This is a genomic window from Capnocytophaga sp. oral taxon 902, assembly GCF_013394735.1.
Lineage (GTDB): Bacteria > Bacteroidota > Bacteroidia > Flavobacteriales > Flavobacteriaceae > Capnocytophaga > Capnocytophaga ochracea.
Map to the genome: position 1 here is coordinate 996,007 of NZ_CP058261.1, position 25,826 is coordinate 1,021,832.

The window sequence follows — 25,826 nt, forward strand, 5'->3', positions numbered from 1 at the left end:
TGTTTATTGGTTTTTAAAAAGAGTTCTATGCTTTGGTGATATTTCCTAAGCGGTCTACTTTTAGTTTGATACAGACTTCTTTTATTCTACTGTCTCCACTAATAGTAACCTCTAACTTATTCAAACTTCCTAATTCTCCTATCTTAGATTTAGCATCATAGGATTTTATGAGAGATGCTATAGTAGATTTTACAAAATGACATTCGTTTCCTGTAAAACTCACTGTTTTATAAATTCTTTCTTTCTGTTCTTTGCTGAGATTATTAAAATCTATTGTCTCTGCGATTTCTCCTTCCATAGGCACATATACCAAATCGTTAGGCGAAAGGCTAAACAACAATGGTTCTCCTTTTTCATTGCGCTCGGGGACAGAAGGAAGTCCTTGTTTTTGTCGTTCAATTACTTCGTTGAGAGAGATTGTTGCATAAGTGCGTTTCCCTTTGCCTTGATATACTCCAAAAAAGAGGTTCGTTCCTTTAGCTGCTTCTACATACTTTCCTTTATTACCCAGTTCATTCTTTTTTTCTCCTTCTTCAAAAAAAGGTAATCTATACACAGGTATCTTCCTTTTAGAGTTGAATTGCTCAATCCCTTCAGGAGAAAAAGCTACATCAATATCATTATTACATTCTTCTAAATACAAAAATAATTCTCTTTTTAGAACATTATCAGCTACTTTAGCAATCGTTTTAAGCATTTTTTCAATAGAAGTTATTCCTGTTTTTCTATTTCTATCTGAAAGTACCGATATTGGTCTTCTCTTTCTGTATTTAATATTTTCTTCTCTGAAATCTGTACTAATGACTTCTTCCCCCTTTTGGTCTCTTATGGGATTTTCTTTTAAATATTTCTTCGTTAGATTAACTTTACGATGATTCTCAACATAGATCTTTTCCAACTGCCTTTTGATAAATTCATCTACTATAAGATCTATTTTAGAAATATTCTCGGATATTTTTAAGAAATTCACTTGATATTTTACTTTCCCATAAGGAAAATCTTCATGAAGTTTTTTGCGTATAGCCCAATTAGTTCCCTCTTGTTTTACTTTCTTTTTTACAAGTACACCATTTTTCTCTTCCCATTTTTCATAATAGTTGGTAGCCTTATTAATCACTCTTAGGTTTTGTTTAAAACTCACTACTATATGTTCAAGGGCTTCTTTGGCTTCTTGAGTGAAAGTAGCCCAAGGTTTCTTGAACTGCCAGTTATTATTCTTTTTCTCACAGAGAATAGTGCGAAGGTCTATGCGAGATTGTTGTTTTTCTTTTTTATCCTTACTCTTATCCAATGCGTGTTGGTTATTCATATAATTGATGTGCTCTTTAGTGGCACAAGCAATCACTAAGGCGTCCATAGCGTGATGGCGGTGGTCTATGCGTTTCTTTTGAAAACCTTGGCTGTATTCTATTGGAACAGTAGGGAGATTTTTTTGAAGTCTGTCGTTATATGAGGTAAATAGCTCTGTTTGGGTAAGCTGGTTCATTCGCTCAAAACGAGGAAGTATAAGCTCGTTCCACACGTCATTAAGTCCCCAATCTTGTTTGAGGGCAGTAGTGATTTTACCTGTACAAGGTATTACATTTTTAGAGTTTACGCCTTCATCTTTTTCGTCTGAACGCACTATTTTAGAAAGTATTTCAGAAATATACTTGCTGATGTAACGCGTGTCATTCAGCTGGCGAGCCACCATTTTTTCAGGTATCTCATTCAAAAGAAGCTTTTGCTGTTTAGCTGAATTGTTAGCGTAATGTTTTTTCACAAACTCTTTGTATTGCTCTTCTGTGAAGATAGTAACTTCTTTATTACCTGTTATGCGCACCTTCTCACCGTGGTGATTCTGGATAAATTCCAATCCTAATTGATTTGTTTTTAGCTTATTTACAGCTGATTCGCATATTACCTTATTGGATAAACTATCGTCGTAATAACGGCTTTGCGGAATGATGTGTTCTATTTCATACTCCTCAGTAAATAGTTTTGTAAGTGAAATCACCTCTCCCGTATAAGGCGATTTATACTTTTGTTCTAACCAGAGCTTGTAGCGTTGTATCTCAGGGGTGGTAGGCTCAGCTTTTTTACGTATTTTCTGAATATCTTCCTCTACTTCATCGGTAGCACTAAACACACCTTCTTCATAGATTTTAAGCAGTTCTTGCTGTACAGGCGAATACGGACGCACGTTTTGTATGCTTGCATCTTCTTTTAATTCGGCAAGTAATTTCTTAATGCGTAGGTTGGTATTTTCATTCTCTTGATTTCTATTGGAAAGTTGTTTTCTTTCTTCGGCTGTTTTTTTGAGTTCTCTACCCAGTTCTATATGTATTTCATCAAAGAAATTCGCTTGTCCTCCGCCGTATCGTTGCCAAATATCTCTTACTACGCGTAATGTTTCGGTAACTACTTGCTCTACTATAGGATTTCTCAGTGAATGTTGCTTGAAATCTTCTAAATATGCTTCTAAATCATTCACTGAAGTCCATTTTTCTATATCGGTAGCTTCGGCGTGACGGTTATAGACTACATACTGTGCCAACCAAAGCGGTAACCCCTGAAAGCAACTCTCACTATTGAGCTGATACTTCTCTGCTTTTTCTCTAATGATGGTACGGATTTCGTCATTTGCTACTCCATTGATAAGGTCGTCTATACGTTTTTGAGTAGATACATCAATGCGATTAAAGTCCCAATGATTGCCAAATCGCATTAGAGGAAGCAATTTTTTAATAGCTTTTTCTGAGAAACTACCATATTCATTAGGATAGGGTTTGAAGTTCTTGAAACTATCTACAAACGATGCTTCGTCTAATTGATATTCCTGAGCAAATTTCTTTAATGCTTTTTCAAATTCAACTTTGTCCTTCACCGAATATAACAAATGCCACAATCGATATGTTATATCAAAGGTTAGAAAATTAGCGGGGAGTCCTTCTACTTTCTGCAAGTACCGCTGAAGGTCATAGCCTGTTTCATTCATAGGGTATTTTTTGGAGGAGTTATCCGCCGCATCATACACATAGTTCCAGCGATAAGTAGTGAGCCATTTTTTAAGCTCGCTTTTAGCTACTTTGTCTTTAATTTGAGGTTTTTTTGTAAGTAAAAAGTATTTCAGTAAACCTTCATTATCTATTTCTTTTTGAGACATCAAGAAGTTAAACAGAGCCTCATAATCTTCGGCTGTTTCGATAAACTCAGCAGTTACCTCACGGTCAGTTTCTATTTCGTAAATTCTCAAGTTTTGTAGCCATTGTAGCACTCTAAACTCTTGGTAGTAAGGATTAGATTTGGCACATACTTTTATAGGAGCTTCTTTGCGCTCATTAGTTTCCTTATCTATATACGAACGCTTTTCTAAGGTACAATTGGCAATAGTAGATTTTTTGCTACGCAATGGGCGTTGGTAGAAAATGATATCTTCTACAAACAGATGAAGGAAATCTTTTGATAGTAGATTTTGCTGTTGAGTCTCGTTTTTGCGATATAATTCTCTTATACAGTCCGCCAATAGGGTTTCAGTGAACAATTCTGGTTGAAGAGCTATTTGTTTAGCCAAAATAGCCTTTAGTTCGTCTTTATAGTACTTCCTTTCAATAGTACGAACTAATTTTCCTTTTATTTTCTGATTAGGGTTTTGTAACAAATGGTCGTAGATATAAGCACCTACAGTTTTTCCAGAAAAATCAATATCGTGTTCTGTTTTCTTTTTGAGTAAATTCCAATCATTTTCATCAGGGGCTCTGAAGGAACGTTTTTCTTTCCCTTCTTTGTCTAATTTAATTGTCCCATCGTCATTAAGGTCGGTAGTAACGATAAAATCACGTGTTTTTCCCTTCCAGTCGTCCAAAGGGATTTTACTCGTGCGACGGTATATCCAACCATTTTCCAAACGGATTGTATACCAAATCTCACCTTTTTTATTAGGAGCTTCAGCCTCTACATCTACAACTTTTAAAGAGTGAAAAGCAACTTCTTTGTTAGGGTTTTCAGTTTCTTCTTCGCCACGCAACTGGTAGTACCCTCTTTTTTGATTGAAGTGAAGTATAAGCCAAGCTAATTCTTGTTGGGTAATCTTTTGTGAGAGTGCTTTTTTGCGCAGGTAATAAATTGTCCAATCATAAGGGATTTTACTCTCTTCGCCATTAGATTTCTTGTAGAATAACTGAGGTTGGTGTTTTTTGAAATCCTTAATCATCTCATTGAAACTATTCATAAAGATAAAATTCCCATTGTTATAAGCTATTTTGGGTTCAGCATTATCTATAAATTTACCATATCTTTTGGTAAAGTCTATTTGAACATCGTAGTGAGGAGGTAAAAAACCTAATATGTGAAGTACTCTATGAAGTCGCTCACGGCGAAGTAAATGCCGTTCTCTCAGGCGACGTGTACTGCGATAAGTAGTTCTTTCGGCAGTTTGAGAAACTGTATTTCCCCTCTCAAAGTCACCTAATATACCCTGATCCATAGGAATAATCCTACTACCAGTAGCCATAATTTTTCCTTGTTTGTTTTCAAAATCTTGTTGTACAAGAGCCCAACCGATAGAGTTTGAGCCCAAATCTAAGCCTAATATGTGTTTCATTGGTATAATGTTTTTAGAAAGGACAAATGTAATAATTTTTTTTATATAAAAATATTTGCACATTAAAAATATTATACCTACTTTTGTCGCACAATTTGAAAGCAATTCACAATAAGGATGATTCCGTTGTGAAAACATCTAGCGCCTCGACTATCTTCGGGGCTTTTTTATTCCTTATTTTTTGTATCTATAAGAATAGTTACAGGACCGTCATTACACAAGGCTACTTGCATCATCGCCCCAAACTGTCCTGTTGGCACTCGCTTTCCTAACAAACTTTCCACTTGCTTTATAAACGCCTCATAGATAGGAATTGCAACTTCTGGACGTGCTGCCTTTATATAGCTGGGGCGATTACCTTTTTTAGTAGAGGCTTGCAAGGTGAATTGCGACACGATAAGCACTTCTCCTCCTACATCTTTTACCGAAAGATTCATCACCCCATTTTCATCGTCAAAAACGCGTAAATTCACTATTTTAGCCGATAACCACGTGATATCCTCATTGGTATCGCTATCTTCTATACCTACCAATACCAATAAGCCTCTACCGATAGAAGCTACTGTTTGCTTATCTATATCCACCGATGCGTGAGTTACACGCTGAATAACTACTCTCATAAAATATCTTTTTTATTACTCTCCAAGTCCTTCTAAATTTCTCTCTCAGATTTGTTAATACGCTGTTTTCTCCTCATCAGCAGAAGCATTCCACTTACATCTTCCTTCTTACTTTGCCAAAAAAATCATCATTATATCTTCTTTCCTTCTCCTTAGCTTCACTTTAAATTCGTCTTAGGTTCGTCTTTTCTTCGTTCATTGTTCGTCTTTTCTTCGTCTTTTCTTCGAATAAATCCCAAATTCCAAATGCCTCTCCTACCCTACAATTTTTTTACTATTCATTGTCCATTCAAAAAACTTTTAACTCTTAACTACTTATACACCTTTTCCATAACAATCGTACAAGATTCTCCTGCCAATTCTCCTCACCTTTTGCTAATTATCACCTATCCGTGTGCCTCGTATTGCCTATCGTGCTACGACATTCTGAGACATAATCTCTCACATACTCAGCTCCAAGCATTCACTAACATCTTTTACATCGAACTCACGCTATTTTTTGCAAATTAACACATTATCCGATAGTACTTTCACTCTATCACCATACGATTGTATCTCCCTAACAAAGTCTGGTGTAATTTTTAAGCGCAGTTTGAGTACAATTTCATTGTCAGTTTCTCTTACTACCTCTTGCGAAGGATGCAGAGGCATCGCTTTGAGGTATTCCGCCGGATTAGGCATAAAAACTGAATCATTGAGCAATTTTTTAAAGGCAAGCACCACCTCTTCCGCTTGTGTGTGCTCACTATCTACCCACGCCCCAAAACTATCGTCGAAAAAACACTCCACACTCTCAGGTACAGTGTGCTGATATTTAATATCTTTGCTGTCATCTAAACGGGTAATCCTATCCAAGCCAAACACCCGTAGCGCTTTCTTCTCCACATCCCACGCCAACACATACCAACGCCTTTGCGCCTCTTTTAGCAAATAAGGCTCTATCGTACGCACTTGGGGTTGTTGTTTTTTATCCCAAAACTTATAATAGTGCAACTTTAGCTGACGATGTTCTTTAATAGCCCTAAGCAAGGGTGAGAGATACTCCGTCCCCGCAGGCAATCGCCTATCAAACTGAATAACTTTAGAAAGATTACCATAATTTTGCAAAGCTCTGAACACATCAAATGCCTCGAAGAGGTTTTGGGTATAGGGGTCATTATCTTCTGTGATTTCGTATGCTTTAAGAGATTTGTTAAACTTAATAATTATATGGTAAACTTCTTTAATAATTTGAATATCACGTTGTAAAGTACGTTTAGCAAGAGGTTGCCCCTCTGTATTCTCCATACTTCTCTCCCAAGCATTCTCTAATTCTTCACTAGTACAAGGTTTGATACGCAATCGTTCAACAATAAAACGATGCCTTGAAAACATTTTCGATAAACTCATTTTCAATATTTTTTCAACAAAAGTATAAAGTTTTTTCAAAACGACAAGTTGTTGCGCCCTATTATTATATTTTTGCTCCCAAAATAAAAAAAACAAGGCAAAAGGACGTACCTATCATTTTATTTTGTATATTTGCTGGCAGAAACTCATAAAACATATTTTATAGTAAAAACCAGATAAACACAAAATAAACATATTAGTAGCGTTTCGCTTTTATTTTCTAGCTCGAAATACGACCAATTTTTCAATAAGTACAAGAAAGTAAAGCCGGAAGCGTTCGCGTACGCGGGCGTTCCTTTTGCTTTGTATTTATGCCTTTGGTCGGGCAACGAGCTAAGTAAAACGGGATGCCCGCAAACTATTTTTGTAAAACATTGGGGAAGCCGAAAACCATTTAGAGTAGGCACTCACTAAAAACTATAATAATATGATTTTAAAAATTGTAAATGGAAGATTAGATCTTCTCAGTGATTCAGGAGGTCGTATCAGAACGATTGCACAAAGCAATGTAATTGACGCTACTCTTAGTGATGATGAAAAATCTATTCTAATCACCTACAGCAATGGTAGAACAGATCTTTGTAACGATTCTGGAGGACGGAAATCTACAGTTGCAGAAAGTAATGCTGTAAAAGCTATTTTTCACAAATCAGACATACTAATCACCTTAAAAAACGGAGATATGGAACTGAGAAACCAAAATGGTGGAAAGATAAGAAGCATTTAATTTACATTTCACAAGGAGTGCAAGCCTATAATAAAACTTAGGCTTGTTACTCCTTCTAAAAAAGATTTAACAACAATGAAAATACAAAATAACAACTTAAAATGCCCTGATTCACCTTATATCGCTATAATGAAGCCTAATACTTTCTTTGCTAACAAAAAAGTGCAAACTACTTACAAAGAATACGAGATAGTAGAAGATGAGAACAGCACTATACGATTTAAAGATTATAAACTTTTTATTCCTGAAGCTATCCAAACACTTATTAGGGAATATTGCGAAATGGCAGAAACTTTATATGATATAAATTCCTTTGATAGAAAAACTGAAATACAAAAAATCTTTAATTCCCGTAGGTACTCTCGTGATAATAAATACTTTACAACAACTTACAACGATAAAGGTTTTATAACAAGCTATGAAATAGACAACATTCTCATTGCCTTTAAGTACAATGAAAACGATCAAATCATTGAGTGGACAGCTACAATCTCAGGACAAATACCTTGTACACGACAATTTTTGTACAACAAAAATAAACTCCTTAGCAAAGTGATTGCCCCTCTCCCCTCAGGTAAAACCAAAGAGTGGTTATACAATGAGAAAGGTGATGTTGTAGCCATCGTAAAAAATGATATAATCACTCAAAAATATGAGTATAACTACAACCAAAAAGGAGAGTTAATAGGCGTAAAAGAGTATTCCTATGACCGTTTTTGTTTAAAAAAATCATTCTTGTACGACGAAAAAGGAAATGAAGTACAATACAATGTATTTTACTCAGAAGATGAAGAAGATGAAGACGAGCGAAAAGTATTTATCAATTTCTATAAAAATGATATGCTCAGCAAGCAGGAAATCTTGCATTACGATAGTGGAGATAAAAAGTCTCTTCTATTTGATGAACAAGGGAGAATTACCCAGAAACAGTACTTTGAACACAAACCTTACCGAGACTTTGTATTAAAAGAAAGTATTAACTACCAATATTTTGAAGATAAGGTAGAATGTACTTACATAGACAACAATTTGTACAAAGAAGTTATTGTTTGTAAAGACATTGAGTATCTTGAAGAGTTCTATCGCTATCGTCCCTTTTACAACTGGAATGATTTTCTGTTTAGCGAAAATATTTTTTCTTATACCGAATACGATCCAGAAGGTTATAAGATAAAAAAGACTATATTTCATTATTTTCCTAACGAAGAATGGGAAGCTATTATCTATCGCCGCAGAGAAAACTCAATACATATCGTAAGAAAAGAATGTACTATTCTGTAAATAATAACTTTTTAAAACAATAACAATATGAGCAATAAAAATGCTTCTTTTTACATAGAGAATATTCCAGCTAATAAACACCTTGCTAACAAAACTATTGAGATAGTTTATAAAGAGTATGAGGCAGTAACTAATACTGAAGATAATACTGTTGAAATAGGAAAATTTTTAGAAAAGAAGAGAGGTTATGGTCCTTACTTTTTTGCAGAATTATTAGATTACTGCCTTCGCATTGCACGTTATGCCCCTAACCCTCCATACGTAAAGAAAATATTTGACAGAAGTTTACGTCATTTTACAACATTCACTCATAAATCAAAAATTGTGTATGATAAAAAAGGACTAATCAAATCTTATCTCTTGGATACTTTCGCCTTCAGAAATATTCTCTTCAATTTTCAATATAACACAAAAGAACAATTAACCCAATGGACGGCAACTATTGAAGATAGTGTAATACACACTCGAAAATTCTTCTACTACGAAAATGGAATGCTTCAGAGAAGAATAAAAGACTGCTGTGGCTATAGCGAAGAATGGAGATATGATAAAAATGGGGAGCTTTTGCAATATATCCAGAATTGGGGTAAAGATATTAAAACTATAAATTACGACCCTAATGAAAAAGAAGAAGAATCAGACACCGATGAACTTATTGAGTATGATGAAACAGGTGCTAAAATAGTGTATCACGAAAAAGGCAATAAAGAAGTGATTCATTATGACGAAAATGGTAGAATCGTAGAAATAAAGTTTTTTGAAATCTATTACAAAGATTTCAGAGTTGAAAAAACTATCACCTACAAATTTTTCGACGGAAAAGTAGAACGTACCACTATCAATGCAGATAGAGAAAAAACAGTAATTCTCTTTAAAGATTTTGAACGAAAAAAAATGGAGTACTATACTACTGATCTAGAAGGAAAAAATAATATTCTCCTCTTTAGAGATGTTAAATACAAAGAAGAACCTGACGATTCTTTAGACTATGATAGATATGATGAGAATGTATTTTCTTGCACTCAATATGACGAAAATGGTAATGAAACAAAAAAATACATTCGTACTTATCTCGAAAATGGTTTATGGGAAACAGTTTATTATGAAAAAGGAGTACCTAAGAGTATTATCAGAAAAGAATATAACATTTTTAAAAACTTAAATTATATGTACACACAAGCATTCAAAGAGGCAGTAGCCTACTGCAAAGCCAACAATCTATTTGTAGGGTATGGTAACCCTAATGGTAAAGTTTTAGTAATCGGCAAAGAAGCCGCACACATTCCCCAAGAAGAGACTATCGAAAATTTAGAAAAGAAGAAAGAAGAACTCTTCCAAAGTAATGTATCTCAATGGGAACACATACTCTCTACCAATGAAGTGCCTAACTACGATGGTGAGCGTCCCATCTCTCACGAAAATCCCTTATATGCTTATGGCAATCAGTTTAACAAAAGGAATATAAGAAAAGAAGGAAAACCTTACAATGATGGTACAAGTAGCACCTATTTAAACTACGAAAAACTCTACGAAGAGCTATTTTTACAAGGTGAAAAACTTGAGAAAATCAACTTTCAAAAAGAGTTTTTCATCACCGAGTTCAGCGACTATCCTACTAAAGAAAGCTACAAAAATGAAGATATAGAAGCCCTTAGAAAACACTCTATAGAAGAGCGTAAACCTCTCTTTGCAATGCCTTTTTTCAAAGAGTTCCCTATTGTAATTGTAGCAGCCAATGATTATCCAAGACGTTACCAAATTGACTTAGAACAAACATTTAATGTAAAATGGGAGGGAAAAACAACAGAAGTAGGTAATAAAAATTGGTATAACTTACATTTTAGTAAGGATAACAAACGTATTCTTATCCATACTCGACAATTAAGCAATGGAGTTAGCAATAAACTTATTACTGCTATTGCGAATGAAGCTAAGAAGTTTTTAAAGTAAAATTTTTATTAACAAAAAAAGAGCAATTCTTTATCAGAATTGCTCTTTATAAGAAGGCGGCGACATACTCTCCCACAACAAGTGTAGTACCATCTGCGCTAAAAGGTTTAACTGCTCTGTTCGGAATGGTAAGAGGTGAGACCTTTGACTATAACCACCTTAAATCGTTTTAGGTAAGAGGTAAGAGGTAAAAGATAAGAGCTTTTTAAAACTCCTTTTTGTATCTTAACCTAAAATACCAATTCCTAATCATATTTTTAACATATAGGGATAAAAAACATATTTTCTCAATTGACAATTGATAATTAATAATTAACAATTGTTCTAACTAACGTTTCAGTAAAAAAAGAATGCTGCGCGAAAAGTCTACGGGTGATTAGTATTACTCGGCTATGATGTTACCACCTTTACACCTGTAACCTATCAACGTGGTCATCTCCCACGACCCTTAAAAGAAATCTCATCTTGTGGCGGGTTTCGTACTTATATGCCTTCAGCACTTATCCCATCCGCACTTAGCTACTCTGCTATGCCCTTGGCAAGACAACAGATACACCAGCGGTGCGTCCAACTCGGTCCTCTCGTACTAGAGTCAGATCCACGCAAATTTCTAACGCCCACAGTAGATAGAGACCGAACTGTCTCACGACGTTCTGAACCCAGCTCGCGTGCCACTTTAATGGGCGAACAGCCCAACCCTTGGGACCTTCTCCAGCCCCAGGATGTGACGAGCCGACATCGAGGTGCCAAACCCCCCCGTCGATGTGAGCTCTTGGGGGAGATCAGCCTGTTATCCCCGGCGTACCTTTTATCCTTTGAGCGATGGCCCTTCCATACGGAACCACCGGATCACTATGCTCTACTTTCGTACCTGATCGACTTGTGGGTCTCTCAGTCAAGCTCCCTTATGCCATTGCACTCTCCGCACGGTTACCAAGCGTGCTGAGGGAACCTTTAGAAGCCTCCGTTACTCTTTTGGAGGCGACCACCCCAGTCAAACTACCCTCCACGAATTGTCCTTTGCCTTACGCAAAGTTAGACCTCAGATAAGCAAAGGGTGGTATTTCAACAACGACTCCACAACTACCAGAATAGCCGCTTCTAAGTCTCCCACCTATCCTACGCATCACTTATCCAAGACCAATACGAAGATATAGTAAAGGTGCACAGGGTCTTTTCGTCCCACTGCGGGTAATCGGCATCTTCACCGATACTACAATTTCACCGAGCTCATGGCCGAGACAGTGTCCAAATCGTTACACCATTCGTGCAGGTCGGAACTTACCCGACAAGGAATTTCGCTACCTTAGGACCGTTATAGTTACGGCCGCCGTTTACTGGGGCTTCAATTCAAACCTTCGTGTTACCACTAAGCTCTCCTCTTAACCTTCCAGCACCGGGCAGGTGTCAGACCCTATACCTCATCTTTCGATTTTGCAGAGTCCTGTGTTTTTGATAAACAGTCGCTTGGACCTCTTCACTGCGGCCTATCTTACGATAGGCGACCTTTTTCCCGAAGTTACAGGTCTATTTTGCCTAGTTCCTTAGCCATGAATCTCTCGAGCGCCTTAGAATTCTCTTCCCAATCACCTGTGTCGGTTTACGGTACGGGCATTAATCTTCGCTTTTCTTGGAAACGTTGTCACCACTCTATCACCTTAGCCGAAGCCTCAGTGTACTATCAAAGCTATAACTGCTCCTTTAACGTACTATTCCGTCAGTACGCGGTAGTTATCTCGTTCCGTCACTTTTATCAGATTAATGGTACAGGAATATTAACCTGTTGTACATCCACTTCCCCTACTCGGGTGCGCGTTAGTCCCCGACTAACCCTCAGCTGATTAGCATAGCTGAGGAAACCTTGATCTTTCGGCGGGCAGGTTTCTCGCCTGCCTTATCGTTACTTATGCCTACATTTTCTTTTCTATCAGCTCCACTATGTCTCACAACTTTAGCTTCGACGCCTATAGAATGCTCCCCTACCGGTAGGTACTTCTGTACTACCCCATAGCTTCGGTAATATGCTTATGCCCGTTTATTATCCATGCCCAACCGCTCGACTAGTGAGCTGTTACGCACTCTTTAAATGTATGGCTGCTTCCAAGCCAACATCCTAGCTGTCAGTGCAGTCAGACCGCGTTTGGTCAACTTAGCATATATTTGGGGACCTTAGCTGATGGTCCGGGTTCTTTCCCTTTAGGATATGGACCTTAGCACCCATACCCTCACTGCTGATGAGCATTTAATAGCATTCGGAGTTTGTCAGGAATTGGTAGGCGATGAAACCCCCGCATCCAATCAGTAGCTCTACCTCTATTAAACTCACACCAACGCTGCACCTAAATGCATTTCGGGGAGTACGAGCTATTTCCCAGTTTGATTGGCCTTTCACCCCTACCCTCAGGTCATCCGAAGTCTTTTCAACGACAACCAGTTCGGTCCTCCACGCTGTGTTACCAGCGCTTCAACCTGCCCAAGGGTAGATCACCAGGTTTCGCGTCTACTACTACCAACTTAACGCCCTATTCAGACTCTCTTTCGATGCGGATTCGTATCTGAAATACTTATCCTCGCTGGTAACAGTAACTCGTAGGCTCATTATGCAAAAGGCACGCCGTCACAGCCTAACGCTGCTCCGACCGCTTGTAAGCGTATGGTTTCAGGGTCTATTTCACTCCGTTATTCACGGTTCTTTTCACCTTTCCCTCACGGTACTAGTTCACTATCGGTCTCTCAGGAGTATTTAGCCTTACCGGATGGTCCCGGCTGATTCAGTCAAGGTTCCTCGTGCCCCGACCTACTCAGGATTCCCATAAGATTTATAAAACTGTACCTATACGAGACTTTCACTCTCTGTGGTGTGTCTTTCCAAACACTTCTAATCCAGCTCTACAACCTATATCTGGGTCCTACAACCCCCACTCTGCCGTAACAAAGTGGGTTTGGGCTATTCCCATTTCGCTCGCCACTACTTTGGGAATCACTTTTGTTTTCTTCTCCTCTGCCTACTAAGATGTTTCAGTTCAGCAGGTTTGCCCACCTTTACGATGTAGTACATCTTCAATGTACTGGGTTGCCCCATTCGGATATTTGCGTATCATCTCGTATGTGCCAATACACGCAACTTTTCGCAGCTTATCACGTCCTTCTTCGCCTCTGAGAGCCTAGGCATCCCCCATACGCCTTTACATAACTTTTCGCGCTTGTAGTCCTAGTCAATTGACAATTAACAATTGATAATTGTCAATTATCTAGGTACCTCTCGTTCTCTTTGATTCTTTTTAATATTTCGTTAGATTAATCAATAATCTATTATTGATCTCTTATGCTCTTTATCCCAATATGTCAATGTACGTTTGTTGTGGAGAATAAGGGATTCGAACCCTTGACCCCCTGCGTGCAAGGCAGGTGCTCTAGCCAGCTGAGCTAATTCCCCCTGTCTCTAGGTAAGAGATATGTGGTAAGAGGTAAGAGGATCCTTCCCCTAGCTCACTCCTAGAAATTTCCTTCTTTTTAAGCTTCTTTTGCTTGTAGTCCCAGGCAGACTCGAACTGCCGACCTCTACATTATCAGTGTAGCGCTCTAACCAGCTGAGCTATGAGACTTTGTTCTAATTAGCAAATTTGTAAATTAGCAAATTTGCAAATTTTATTTTGTTGCCAGCAAGATTTAAAGAATCAAATATACCATCAGTCATTAATCATTAATAATTAACCATTAATAATTAAATCGGTCTTCTCTAGAAAGGAGGTGTTCCAGCCGCACCTTCCGGTACGGCTACCTTGTTACGACTTAGCCCCAGTCACTAGTTTTACCCTAAACAGCTCCTTTAGGTAACCGTCTTCAGGTACTCCCAGCTTCCATGGCTTGACGGGCGGTGTGTACAAGGCCCGGGAACGTATTCACCGGATCATGGCTGATATCCGATTACTAGCGATTCCAGCTTCACGGAGTCGAGTTGCAGACTCCGATCCGAACTGTGACCGTCTTTATAGATTCGCGCCTGCTCACGCAGTGGCTGCTCTCTGTAACGGCCATTGTAGCACGTGTGTAGCCCAAGATGTAAGGGCCGTGATGATTTGACGTCATCCCCACCTTCCTCTCGGTTTGCACCGGCAGTCCCATTAGAGGGCTCGACTCGACTCGTTAGCAACTAATGGCAGGGGTTGCGCTCGTTATAGGACTTAACCTGACACCTCACGGCACGAGCTGACGACAACCATGCAGCACCTTGAAAACTGTCCGAAGAAAAAGGTATCTCTACCTCTGTCAGTCCCCATTTAAACCTTGGTAAGGTTCCTCGCGTATCATCGAATTAAACCACATGCTCCACCGCTTGTGCGGGCCCCCGTCAATTCCTTTGAGTTTCATTCTTGCGAACGTACTCCCCAGGTGGGATACTTATCACTTTCGCTTAGCCACTCAAACTCGCGTCCAAACAGCTAGTATCCATCGTTTACAGCGTGGACTACCAGGGTATCTAATCCTGTTCGCTCCCCACGCTTTCGTCTATCAGCGTCAATTAATTGTTAGTAATATGCCTTCGCTATCGGTGTTCTGTGTAATATCTAAGCATTTCACCGCTACACTACACATTCCAACTACTTCACAACCATTCAAGACCAACAGTTTCAAAGGCAGTTGCTCAGTTGAGCTGAGCGCTTTCACCTCTGACTTACAAGCCCGCCTACAGACCCTTTAAACCCAATGATTCCGGATAACGCTCGCATCCTCCGTATTACCGCGGCTGCTGGCACGGAGTTAGCCGATGCTTATTCATAAGGTACCGTCATCAAACTACACGTAGTCCTTATTCTTCCCTTACAAAAGCAGTTTACAATCCATAAGACCTTCATCCTGCACGCGGCATGGCTGGATCAGTCTTCCGACCATTGTCCAATATTCCTCACTGCTGCCTCCCGTAGGAGTCTGGTCCGTATCTCAGTACCAGTGTGGGGGACATCCCTCTCAGAACCCCTATCTATCATAGCCTTGGGGAGCCGTTACCTCTCCAACTAGCTAATAGAACGCATACTCATCTTTCACCACCTAAGCTTTAATAGTATCACGATGCCGTGCTCCTATACTATGGGGTATTAATCCAAATTTCTTCGGGCTATCCCCCAGTGAAAGGCAGATTGTATACGCGTTACGCACCCGTACGCCGGTCTCAGTCACCCGAAAGTAACTTCCCCCTCGACTTGCATGTGTTAGGCCTGCCACTAGCGTTCATCCTGAGCCAGGATCAAACTCTTCATCGTTAAAATCTTTTATATCTTCTAACCGACTTTTAGTTATTGACTTCAGGTTTCACTCAATTCTTTAAATCTTTTTTTGTGCTGTACAACATTATGTCAAGGTACGTGTTGTTTTTTCTACTCCAGAGGCTTTACCTTCCTCTTTTGCGGGTGCAAAGGTATAACCTTTTTCCTAACCTCCAAAATTTTTATACATTTTTTTTGAAGAAAATTTTTAGTTGCTTGATAATGAGATGTGTATTTTTATAGAAGTTTCTAAAAAATCATAGAAAAACTCTAAAAATATCCGAGACACAAGTCTCACGGATAAGAAAAAACGATAAATATGAGCTACAAGAAACTCACCTATGAAGTAGTAGCGCGATAGGCTACAAAAATATACATCTAAAAAATTAAGAACAAAAGAGCTTTGTTATAAATTATAGCAATATCCCTTTACCTATCAGAATATTAGCGGAATAACAAGATATGCTACCAGCGCAGCTATCACTCCATATACCATCATAGGTACAACGGTAATTTTCATTATTTTCCCTTCGGCTTTATCAATGCCTAATACCGAACATACCGCAATAATATTGTTGATACACACCATATTACCCATCGCTCCTCCTACTGATTGCAAGGCGAGTATCAGAGGTACCGAAAGTCCTGTGGTATTAGCAACCGAGTATTGCACGGCTCCAAAAGTAAGGTTCGATACGGTGTTAGAGCCTGAAAAGAAAGACCCTACCGCTCCTAAATACGATGAAAACATCGTCCAGTGACTGCCTGTGGCTTGTGCCAATCCACGACCGATAATTTGCACCATAGAGTTTTCTCCTCCCATCAGCATTACATTTACCATAATAAGCGCACCTACCAAAGCCAAGAAAGGCTTCTGTATCTGCACAAAACTCGCCGAAAAAAGCTCTTTGGTTTGCTTCCATTTCAGCGAGAATAACGGAATGGAAATGAGTACTGTAACGACAAACGGAATGAGTGCAGGCACGTAGAGCAGTTTATAGCTCTCGTTTTCGCCCGTAGCAAAAATATTGTTCAGTGAAAAAATGAGTCCTTTAGTAACCTCAAAATCGCCCAGATAACCCAATTTTATAGTAAACCACTCAGTTGTATCATTCAAAAGTGCTTTTAGTGGAAGTTGTTTAATGCGGGTAAGTGCTAAAATGAAAATGAGTGAAGACGTAGGAAAAAGGGCTTTGATGAGTTCTGAAGATTTTACCTTCTCGTGATGTATTTCACGGTTATCAGTTTTAGATAGTCCTATTCCTTTGCTTGCAACGCCCACCGAGATAAAGAGTCCGATAGCCCCTCCTACCAAAGCGGGAAACTCGTAATTGAACCACGCAATAACCACGTAAGGCACCGTGCACGAGAGAATACTAATGAGTATAAAAACTATATTTCGGCGTATCTGTTGCCAAGATACAATCACTTTGAGTGCCATCACAGGAATTACAAAAGCAGCAAACAGATGCACAATAGCCGTAATCCTACCTATATCGGAAAGCTCGGAGTCGGAAATAGCTCCATTACCAATAAGCGTACCAAAACCAAACCACGTAGGGGTACCCACCGCTCCAAACGATACGGGTACCGAGTTCATAATAAGTGTGAGAATGGCAACTTGCAACGGCTTGAAGCCTAATCCTACCAATAAAGGTGCTGCGATAGCCGCAGGCGTACCAAAACCACTGGCTCCTTCAATCATAAAGGCAAAAGCCCAGCCTATAATCATCAGCTGTGCCACAGGATTCGGACTGATGTTGCCTAACCAACGGCGCAACACATTCATTGCCCCTGTCATCTCCATCATTCGGTTGAAGAGCACCGCCCCAAATATTACCGTAATAGGCGTAGCTACCGATATGATAGCCTTAATAAAGTTAGCATTTACGGCTACAAAAGAGCCTTCAAAATAAGTTAGGTGCAACACATACACCAATCCTGCAATAAGCGGGAGTGCTATATACGAGGGAAGTGCGTTCTTTTTAACCATCAAATAGATGAGTAGTACTATCGGAAGTACGCTAAGAAATAAAGCCATAGGTTTCTTTTTTATTTTCTTTTGAGGGCAAAGATAGTGCTTTTTATTTAATATGCAAATATTACGAAAGAAATATGTTTTCGAGCGAAATAGCAAAGACAAAAAAAGAGTGAGCCTTTTTGAAGGCTCACTCTTCTTGAATAAATCCAAAAAACTTCTTTTCTACTGGAAGTCTAAATCGGCTTCTTTTTCGTATTTAATTTGCTTAGTGGTTACATTATTCTTATTGGTATGTTCTCCTAGAGTACCTGTAACAATAAGTTTGGTACCTGCTGTTTTCAGTTTGGCTTTAGTTTCTTTGGATAACGCTTTAAATACAGTATTAGTAGCATATAGTTGTATTTCGGTATTATCCGTAGTAAAAACTATGAAAGAAGAGGAACCTTTTACAGTAATTGTTCCTTCTAATTTCACTTTTTTGTCTTTGTATTTATTGAAATCAGCAACAGTAGCGGTAGCTGCATTTAGCTCAGGAAGCTGTACTACTGGGGTATTACCAAATACAATATCACCTTCCACAGCATAAACCAATTGATGTACGGTATTTCCATTTACACTATAATCTTCAAATTTTCCTTTAATTGAAGTGAGCTTTTGTCCGTCAGTACCCAATTTAGTTTGAGCGTCTTTACTAAAAGATTTGAGATTAGGAGAGTACAACTGTATTTTATTACCATCAGAGAAAACAACGTAAGATTTTCCACCTTCAACTTTTACAGTGGCATTCTTTAAATTTACGTGCTTACCCACTTGGTAATGGCTGGCAAGAGTAGCGGTTGTAGCGTCTACATCTACATAAGTAATCGCAGCAGGCGCTTTTATAAATTCTATATCACTTTCTTTGCTGTACAGTATTTCTTTTACAACAGTACCATTTTTAAGGGCATAATCAGTAAAGACTCCTGTAACGTTTATTTCATAACCTTCTGTTGCCAATTTTTCTTTAGCTGCATCTGAAATAGTTACGCCCTTAGCTGAAAATACTTGTATTTCGGTACCATCTTTGAAAACGATGTAGGTTCTTCCGCTTTTTACTACTGTCGTACCGTGCAGTTTTACGGTTTTGCCTACTACATAATCAGCTACAGTAGCATTGCTCGCTTCTAAGGTCTCAACAGTTGTAGAGGTTTGTGTACCAGTTTGTGTACTGGTAGAAGTACCTCCTTTTACTACCAAATCAGCATAATTGCTTATCATAAATTGGTAATCTTTGTTAAATTTGGTAAGCACTCCTGTTACTTCGACTTCACCAGCAGGCACTTTCTCGTCTTTAAACTTAGCATAACTGCTAGTTCTGAAGATAATAGTCTTCCCATTAGCATCGGTAAGCTTGTAATTAGTGGCACCTCCAAGGGCATTGCTCTTGTCATAAAGTGTTTTACCTACGGCATCAGTAGGGAAATGTACCCCTTTAAGGGTAATGAGCTGGTCTACGTGTGCTTCGGTAGATACTTCTTGTATAGAGTTACTCACTTTGGCTAATTCGGCAACTGTTTTGCGCTCTCCTGTGTCAAACAAGTGTTTTTTATAAATCGCCTCAGCCATTGTGCCTACACTCACTCTTCCGCTTTTGGCAGTATAAGTGCCGTGACCTACCTCTATAGCACTGTTGTTAAGTTGAGTGGTAAGGTCTTTCAAGCGCAATTGTACTTTAGCTCCTACGGGGAACTCGGTATAAAGACCACTTTTGTCAATCGCTACTGAAAGTCCTTGATTCTTATCAGCGTTCTGTATGTAGATTTTCTTGTAGAAGTTACCTCCCTCATCGCTAGATATTACATACCCCTCAATAGCTTCATCAGCAGTATAGGTAGCCACTGAGGCAGTTACTTTTGTGAGTACGTTAGCAAAACTTACTACTTGACCGCTATAGTCAGGCAGTGGCTTTTTCCCGTTAGGATCGGGAATATCATAATCGTCGTCTTTTACACACGATGTAATAGCGAATGCCGTAAGTAGGGCTATCGCCACTGGTTTTAATAGGTTTAGTTTCATATGGCTATAAGTTTACAGTTATCAGTGTTTTGTTTTATTTTAAGGTTTGCTTATTCGCAATGCCCTATAGTCCATTTCTTGTTTCTCAACGTTTGCATTGTAGCTTGCTCTTCTGGATTGTCTTTAACTCTTGGGTTCATATAAACAGTGCCTCCACCATTTTCGTGCATAGTGCTCACAACTTTCTTGAGTTTTTGACCAGAAAAGGTAAGGTTAAAGCGTAATTCTTTCAGCTTTTTATTAGTGGTAAGATCTAAGCCTTCAAGAGGCAAAGCCGATACTTTCAAATAAGCAAGCTCAGTGTTATTGTGCAAGTTTACTTCTTTTATTTTATTATGGCTCATATCCAATGTCTCCAATACGGTATTGCGAGTTACATCTAACGAAGTCACTTCATTATCATTACAATAGAAAGTCGTTACCTTACCGTAAACTCTCACAGTATTGCCCTGTAGCTTATACTTTGCTGTAGTAGCACTTAGGCGAACATCAGTACCACTGTCGTACACACCATTGTTGTTTAAGTCTACCCACACATCTTTTTTATCCGCTTCTTTGGCGTTTATTGTCAGTGTTATTTCGCTCCCCGCCTTTTTATCAGTGGTAAATATCATATAGGGTGTCCCTTTAGGATTGTTGGGGTCAGGGTTTGAATTATTGTCTTTAGAGCAACCTACTAATGCAATAGTTGCTACAAGGAGCACTAAAGCTCCTCTTCTGAAAATAGATTTTTTATTCATTATATTTATTAATGTTCAAATGAACAACGTTTTGTTTTGTTCTTACTCTACAATTGCCCACTAAGTAGGCAAGGCTACTTTTAAAACTTTACCTTTTATCTTGTTAACTGCCTGTGCGGCTCGCACTAAAGACTCACCGCTAAGTTCACCATATAAGTACGTCCGTAACCCACAAAGTAACGATTGCCAAACGAAGGCACGCCTTGTGCGTTATCCTGTACCATCTTGCCATAATTGGCAGTACGCGATTGTTCAAAACCTCCTGAAAGGAATTGAGTGTCAAACAAGTTATTCACGCTCACCATTAGGCTTACATAGGTTTTGTTGAGTCTCCACGACTTACCACCCACAAGATTTACCAAGAATACATCGTCTAAACGTTCTTGTTTGAGAAGCTTCCGAGCTAAGTCAGTATCAATATTAGTAAAAGGCGCTTTCGTGCTGGGGTCTATAAAGAACTGCGAAGTGCGGTTCAAAGCTGATAACGATACGTAGTTTTGTGCCAAGAAATTAGCCGTTGCTCCTACCCACCAATACTTAGGGTGGCGATATTCCAAACCTAATGAATAGGCTTGTTGCGGACCGCTGGGCACGTGGTAATTCTTCATCGTTACCTCATCAATAGCCTTGTTCACCTCTCCTGATGAAATGTAAAGCGACGGATTATTGATGTAAGTATATTGTCCTACCGAAGCTACTGCCGTAAGTTTAAGAGTAGGTATAAGTTGTGCTTCCGCTCCAAACTCCAACCCAAAATGGCGTTTCTTGATGCCTTCTACCGTTTGAGCCACAAAGTCTCTGTCTATTTCATCAGTAAGAGCCGTTTCAGTATAGAAGAAGTTTGTTTCCGCAGTATTCTCTATCTCGGTAAAGAACCCTGTAAGGCGTCCTTTTAGGTAAGGCATACGCAAAATATAGCTCGCATCGGCAGTGTAAGCCAATTCGTTCTTGATATTAGGCAACAAGCGATTAGAATTGCGCACATTTGCATAGATATTACGCACTGATTGTGGTGTATTAAAATACCCCACGTTCGCTTGTAACAAATGGCGACCGGTAAGTGCGTAGGTAAGTCCAGCTTTGGTACTCATTCCGTTTTGCACTTGCATAGCACCCTTTCCGTAAGAATCAGCATAGAGAGGATAGTTGAACTTACCTTCGCGTTGGATATCAGTATAATGGTAACGTCCTGCTACAAATAACTCGACGTTTTTAAACGTAAATTCAAACTGCGAGAAAACTTCGGCTACATTGCTTTTAAGCGCATAAAAGTAATTCCATTTGTCGCCTTCCTTTTTCTTCATATCTGTTTCATCGGCATTGTAAGGCTTCCCTTCAAAGTAATCGTAGTTCATAAAGTAATCACCGCCAAGCAAATCGTCTACTTCAGCAAAGTTATCGGAAGAAACATTGCGGTACACTACACCCGATGTCCATTTGATGTTTTCGTGAATAGGCGTAGAAAAGTTCACATTGGCTGAGAACGTGCGTTCGCGATTGATATCATTACTCACAATAAAAGCACTGCGCTTATCGGTAGTGTTGTAGTTCGCCCGATAAAGCTCTTCCCAGTCCAGTTGCGAATGCGTTAAGAAATAGTCTTTCTGTAAGGCTGCCATCGTTTCGTCAGAAGGGTTTTGGTTTAAGTAATAACTTGGCAGAAGTTTATAGTAATTAGGCTCAGGATTTTGAGCATTCGAATAACTAATACGCGTATTGCCTATTTCACCAAACTGATAACCCAAGTCCACATTCAGGCGCGTGTCGTTTTTCAAATAGTTATAAGACAAAACGAAGATAGGCTCTGAAACGATACGGTTACGCGAATTGCGCTTGTCGCCATTTTGTTTACCCCAAAAAGGATTGTATTGGTAGCCCATCAAATCGAGTACCTCACGAGTCAGTGGCGAGGTCTTACCGCGCTTCACCGGCGAAAACATTCCTATCAGGTTAAAGCTACTATAGTTATTAAGCTGATATTCTATTCCTGCTGCAAAAGCATAAGCGTTGTAGAGCGTACCGTCTACCCAACTACCCTGAGGCGCAAACCTGCGTGAAGCCGAAACCATATACGCCAATCCGTTGCGCTGTACACCCGAGTTGTAAGTAGCCATAAGCCTACCGGTATAACTGCGGTTGCTGGCTGAAGTTGTTATGCGAAGTCCTGCACGGTTAAGCGACGGACGTATATTGATGTAGTTAGAGCCCATCAATCCCCCAAAAGTATAATCGGATTTTACCAATCCGTTGCTCATTTCTTGGTTGCGAGTGATGTCGTTAAGCCCTCCCCAATTCGCCCATTGGGCACGACCGTTTTCAAGTCGGTTCATCGGGATACCGTTAATGAGCACCGTTACGTCTTTGGAGTCATAACCACGAGGTTTGAAGAACACCGAACTGAAATCGAAAGCCGCCCTACGCATAAACACATCTTGTGAACTTTGCAAAAGTCCCGACATCGCATCAGCACCACTTTCGTCGTCTTCTAGTTCGCTTTCAGTAATCACTGCCAATTGCTCAGCTTCCTGCTGATAGTCACCCGAGAGGGAAACCGTAGGCACGGTGTAAGGATGAGTGTCTCCTAATGAAATGAGTTGCTCAGCACTGCTATAACCACTAAGGGAGAAGAGTAGCAAGTGTTCCCCTTCTGGCAATTGAAGCGTATACTTACCTTTACTATTGGTAACTGCTTCGCGCGGAGAAGTGCTCACACGCACTTTTACCCCTTGCAAAGGCTTGCTGTTTAGTTCATCTATCACTGTTCCTTCCACTTTCACTTGCGAAAACGCCGAAACCGATACGAACAATAGCACATAGAGATATAATTTCCTTAACATAATACTATGAGGTTGATTTCTTTAAAATATGTGCCAAAGGTACAACAAAAAAATGAAATAGCAAAATAAACGAAATAAAATTATTTTATATGAGGTCAAATAGAGTATTATAGCTGTCATAGCTTTATATTTTCTTTAAGAAAACTCCACCCGAAAGAATAGTTCCCGCCACATTACCTTCGACTTTCCGTCACCATTTTTTAATTTGCTAATTCTCTAATTTGCTAATTTTTACTGCTCTTTTGGTCTCTTTGGTAATTTTAAAACGGTCGTCTAAGCGCTTGCCTACCACCCACACAATATCGTCACCACTACATAAAAGCACTTGATCTTCGCGCTCTATTTGGGTGTATTTCTCATCGGTAAAGAACTTGCTGAGCTTCTTCTCGCTGTTCATTCCAAAAGGATAAAACACATCGCCTTCTTTCTTATAGCGCAACATAAGTGGGTATTGCAATTTGTCGGCATCAACATATATTTCAGTAGGGATTGGATTTTTCACTTTCACCTTGCCCTCTATAAATTCAAAACGAAGATGAACGGGGTCGTATACCTCAGCCATATCTTCCGAAATCAGCAAACTTAAACTGCGTTTTGCTTCATTTGGCTTTAACCAAAGACAAGTGTTGTCTTTTATGAGGATATGGGTAGGCGAAAGTACTTGTTTACCCGCTTCGGCATTCAGCAATAGGTTTTTGAGGTCTTTTACATTGCCAAATCCGTAAGGGTAGAAGAGTTTATGTAAAACAAAGTCCAATTCAGGAACAACTTGTAGTTTTTCTATGTTTATTTGTATAGGATTATGTCCTTCAAAACAAGTTTCTTTGAGTTTTTCTATATAAAAGTCTATAAATCGTGCTGATTGGTGTAAGTATTCCTGCGTTTGATTAAAATTCTCTAAATAATTAGGGTGCACTAATGCTAATTTCGGTATTATATCGTGCCGAATTACATTGCGCACGTATTTATTTGTTTCATTACTGCTGTCTTCACGCCATTTAAGGCGTTTTGCTTGCGCATATTCGTATATCTGCTGACGAGAGAATTGTAATAACGGACGTATAATAGTATCTTTTTCTTCTGGAATGCCTAAAAGCCCCTCTAAACCACTACCTCTGGAAAGGTTAATAAAGAAGGTTTCGAGGTTATCATTGGCGTGATGAGCCGTAGCGATAGCATCGCAGAAATGGGTGCTTGCCAACTCATCGAACCACTGATAGCGCAATTCGCGAGCAGCCAACTGAGTATTCAATTGATGAGAACTCGCATATTGATGTGTATCAAAACGCTTTACTTCTAAAGGAACGCCAAGCTCCGCAGCAAAAGTGCGTACAAAAGCCTCATCGTCGTCACTTTCTGTTCCGCGCAATTGAAAGTTGCAGTGTGCTAAAAGCAGTTCTATACCGTGAGTGTACAGTAAATGTGTGAGTACTACGCTATCGATACCGCCACTAATGGCAACCAATATTTTTTTCTCTTTAAGTTTTTTAATCTCAACATTCATAATTTATTCACCTCTTTTTAATTGCCCGTGTGGCTCACACTTATACCACTCCAAATCGGGCACTAGTATTCAGTTTACCGATAAGGCTTTTGGCAGTAGTACAAGGATATGCTTTTTTGCGATACTGACTGATGGGCTGAATCCCTACAAGACTATTGGTAAAGAACAGCTCGTCGGCTTTTTGAAGTTCAAAAGGTGAAATAGAGGTCTCTATCACCTCGTAGTCTTCGGTTTTATTAAGGGTTTTGATAAGCATCTTGCGGGTAATACCATTCAGTGCTCCATCGGTTAGTGGGGGTGTTTTTAAGGTATTGCCTTGTACTACAAACAGGTTACCGTTCAGCATTCCTGCAATACTCTTGTTGCTGTTCAGCAAGATGCAATTCTGATAGTCGTTTTCTTCGGCAAAGATACTGCCTAACACGTTCACCGTGCGATTAATGTGCTTTACATTTGCTAAGAGGTCGGGTTGTACAAAAAAGTCTTTAAAGAGTTCTACCTCGTAAGGTTCTTCGCTGAGTACATAGAAAGGATTGTTCATTACTTCGGTTTCTATGATATAATCTACCTCATTGGTAATGGGTGTATACTTACCCCCATCTTTACGGAAAACAGTAATACGCACTCGTACCGGATTATTTTCAAGGCTATTGGCTTTAATAAGTGTAAGGATTTCCTCTTCGAGGTACTCCATAGAGAATACCATAGGGATATCCATACGCAAGATACGCATACCTGCCATTAGGCGCAGGTAGTGTTCTTCCCAAAAGATTAGTTTTTGGTAGCTGTATTTGCAAGTATCGAACACGCCATCGCCGTAGAGGAAAGCACGGTTTTTAATAGTTAAGACGGTATCGCTATCGGTAATGAGGTTACCGTTATAATTGAGTTTCATA

12 protein-coding genes, 2 tRNA genes and 3 rRNA genes are annotated in these 25,826 nt (G+C 39.2%); 3 read left to right on the top strand and 14 right to left on the bottom strand.

What is annotated here, in order from left to right:
* Window positions 1-25: 25 nt before the first annotated feature.
* The 3 genes from cas9 to HW278_RS04190 all read right to left on the bottom strand — a co-directional run bounded on the left by cas9 (window position 26) and on the right by HW278_RS04190 (window position 6,591).
* Window positions 26-4,582, bottom strand: a complete 4,557-nt coding sequence (cas9, locus tag HW278_RS04180; protein WP_178977019.1) for a type II CRISPR RNA-guided endonuclease Cas9 — start codon at window positions 4,580-4,582, stop codon at window positions 26-28.
* A gap of 167 nt (window positions 4,583-4,749) precedes the next feature.
* On the bottom strand, window positions 4,750-5,202 hold the full coding sequence (gene dtd / locus HW278_RS04185; RefSeq protein WP_178977020.1) for a D-aminoacyl-tRNA deacylase: 453 nt from the start codon (window positions 5,200-5,202) through the stop codon (window positions 4,750-4,752).
* Window positions 5,203-5,694: 492 nt separating this feature from the next.
* On the bottom strand, window positions 5,695-6,591 hold the full coding sequence (locus HW278_RS04190; protein WP_178977021.1) for a helix-turn-helix transcriptional regulator: 897 nt from the start codon (window positions 6,589-6,591) through the stop codon (window positions 5,695-5,697).
* A 427-nt stretch (window positions 6,592-7,018) separates the two neighbouring features.
* Between HW278_RS04190 and HW278_RS04195 the strand changes: the two genes are divergently transcribed.
* The 3 genes from HW278_RS04195 (at window position 7,019) to HW278_RS12435 (ending at window position 10,549) form a co-directional block, all read left to right on the top strand.
* Window positions 7,019-7,318: a hypothetical protein gene (locus tag HW278_RS04195; RefSeq protein WP_016479930.1), complete on the top strand. Its 300-nt coding sequence runs from the start codon at window positions 7,019-7,021 to the stop codon at window positions 7,316-7,318.
* A gap of 75 nt (window positions 7,319-7,393) precedes the next feature.
* Window positions 7,394-8,599, top strand: a complete 1,206-nt coding sequence (locus HW278_RS04200) for a hypothetical protein (protein ID WP_178977022.1) — start codon at window positions 7,394-7,396, stop codon at window positions 8,597-8,599.
* Between the two features lie 27 nt (window positions 8,600-8,626).
* The gene (locus HW278_RS12435) at window positions 8,627-10,549 is read left to right on the top strand and encodes a hypothetical protein (RefSeq protein ID WP_255493759.1); all 1,923 of its coding nucleotides are present in this window, start codon (window positions 8,627-8,629) and stop codon (window positions 10,547-10,549) included.
* Between the two features lie 51 nt (window positions 10,550-10,600).
* On the opposite strand, the gene rrf is transcribed toward HW278_RS12435, so the two are convergent.
* The 11 genes from rrf to HW278_RS04260 form a co-directional block, all read right to left on the bottom strand.
* Window positions 10,601-10,711 (bottom strand): 5S ribosomal RNA (rrf, locus tag HW278_RS04210).
* Between the two features lie 194 nt (window positions 10,712-10,905).
* Window positions 10,906-13,749: ribosomal RNA gene (locus HW278_RS04215) — 23S ribosomal RNA — on the bottom strand.
* Between the two features lie 162 nt (window positions 13,750-13,911).
* Window positions 13,912-13,985 (bottom strand) — tRNA-Ala (locus HW278_RS04220).
* Between the two features lie 95 nt (window positions 13,986-14,080).
* Window positions 14,081-14,154, bottom strand: a tRNA-Ile gene (locus HW278_RS04225).
* A gap of 138 nt (window positions 14,155-14,292) precedes the next feature.
* Window positions 14,293-15,810, bottom strand: a 16S ribosomal RNA gene (locus HW278_RS04230).
* Together the 16S, 23S and 5S rRNA genes with 2 tRNA genes alongside form the textbook arrangement of a ribosomal RNA operon.
* 439 nt (window positions 15,811-16,249) lie before the next feature.
* Complete coding sequence (locus HW278_RS04235) at window positions 16,250-17,854, bottom strand: L-lactate permease (RefSeq protein ID WP_178977023.1); 1,605 nt, start codon at window positions 17,852-17,854, stop codon at window positions 16,250-16,252.
* A gap of 162 nt (window positions 17,855-18,016) precedes the next feature.
* Window positions 18,017-19,849: a DUF5689 domain-containing protein gene (locus HW278_RS04240; protein ID WP_178977024.1), complete on the bottom strand. Its 1,833-nt coding sequence runs from the start codon at window positions 19,847-19,849 to the stop codon at window positions 18,017-18,019.
* Between the two features lie 50 nt (window positions 19,850-19,899).
* A complete protein-coding gene (locus HW278_RS04245) occupies window positions 19,900-20,589 on the bottom strand; it encodes a hypothetical protein (RefSeq protein WP_178977025.1) in 690 nt (229 codons plus the stop codon).
* Window positions 20,590-20,714: 125 nt separating this feature from the next.
* Window positions 20,715-23,426 carry a TonB-dependent receptor gene (locus HW278_RS04250; RefSeq protein WP_178977026.1) on the bottom strand — a complete coding sequence of 904 codons (2,712 nt, stop codon included), beginning with the start codon at window positions 23,424-23,426 and terminating at the stop codon, window positions 20,715-20,717.
* A gap of 208 nt (window positions 23,427-23,634) precedes the next feature.
* A complete protein-coding gene (gene tilS, locus HW278_RS04255; protein WP_178977027.1) occupies window positions 23,635-24,930 on the bottom strand; it encodes a tRNA lysidine(34) synthetase TilS in 1,296 nt (431 codons plus the stop codon).
* A gap of 40 nt (window positions 24,931-24,970) precedes the next feature.
* The gene (locus HW278_RS04260; protein WP_178977028.1) at window positions 24,971-25,825 is read right to left on the bottom strand and encodes an aminotransferase class IV; all 855 of its coding nucleotides are present in this window, start codon (window positions 25,823-25,825) and stop codon (window positions 24,971-24,973) included.
* Window position 25,826 lies beyond the last annotated feature (1 nt).

What these genes read in the sequence shown, in the direction of transcription:
- tilS (WP_178977027.1), bottom strand. Translation starts at nt 24,930, where the DNA reads ATGAATGTTGAGATTAAAAAACTTAAAGAGAAAAAAATATTGGTTGCC.
- HW278_RS12435 (WP_255493759.1), top strand. Translation starts at nt 8,627, where the DNA reads ATGAGCAATAAAAATGCTTCTTTTTACATAGAGAATATTCCAGCTAAT.
- HW278_RS04195 (WP_016479930.1), top strand. Translation starts at nt 7,019, where the DNA reads ATGATTTTAAAAATTGTAAATGGAAGATTAGATCTTCTCAGTGATTCA.
- dtd (WP_178977020.1), bottom strand. Translation starts at nt 5,202, where the DNA reads ATGAGAGTAGTTATTCAGCGTGTAACTCACGCATCGGTGGATATAGAT.
- HW278_RS04240 (WP_178977024.1), bottom strand. Translation starts at nt 19,849, where the DNA reads ATGAAACTAAACCTATTAAAACCAGTGGCGATAGCCCTACTTACGGCA.
- HW278_RS04190 (WP_178977021.1), bottom strand. Translation starts at nt 6,591, where the DNA reads ATGAGTTTATCGAAAATGTTTTCAAGGCATCGTTTTATTGTTGAACGA.
- HW278_RS04250 (WP_178977026.1), bottom strand. Translation starts at nt 23,426, where the DNA reads ATGTTAAGGAAATTATATCTCTATGTGCTATTGTTCGTATCGGTTTCG.
- HW278_RS04235 (WP_178977023.1), bottom strand. Translation starts at nt 17,854, where the DNA reads ATGGCTTTATTTCTTAGCGTACTTCCGATAGTACTACTCATCTATTTG.
- cas9 (WP_178977019.1), bottom strand. Translation starts at nt 4,582, where the DNA reads ATGAAACACATATTAGGCTTAGATTTGGGCTCAAACTCTATCGGTTGG.
- HW278_RS04200 (WP_178977022.1), top strand. Translation starts at nt 7,394, where the DNA reads ATGAAAATACAAAATAACAACTTAAAATGCCCTGATTCACCTTATATC.
- HW278_RS04245 (WP_178977025.1), bottom strand. Translation starts at nt 20,589, where the DNA reads ATGAATAAAAAATCTATTTTCAGAAGAGGAGCTTTAGTGCTCCTTGTA.
- HW278_RS04260 (WP_178977028.1), bottom strand. Translation starts at nt 25,825, where the DNA reads ATGAAACTCAATTATAACGGTAACCTCATTACCGATAGCGATACCGTC.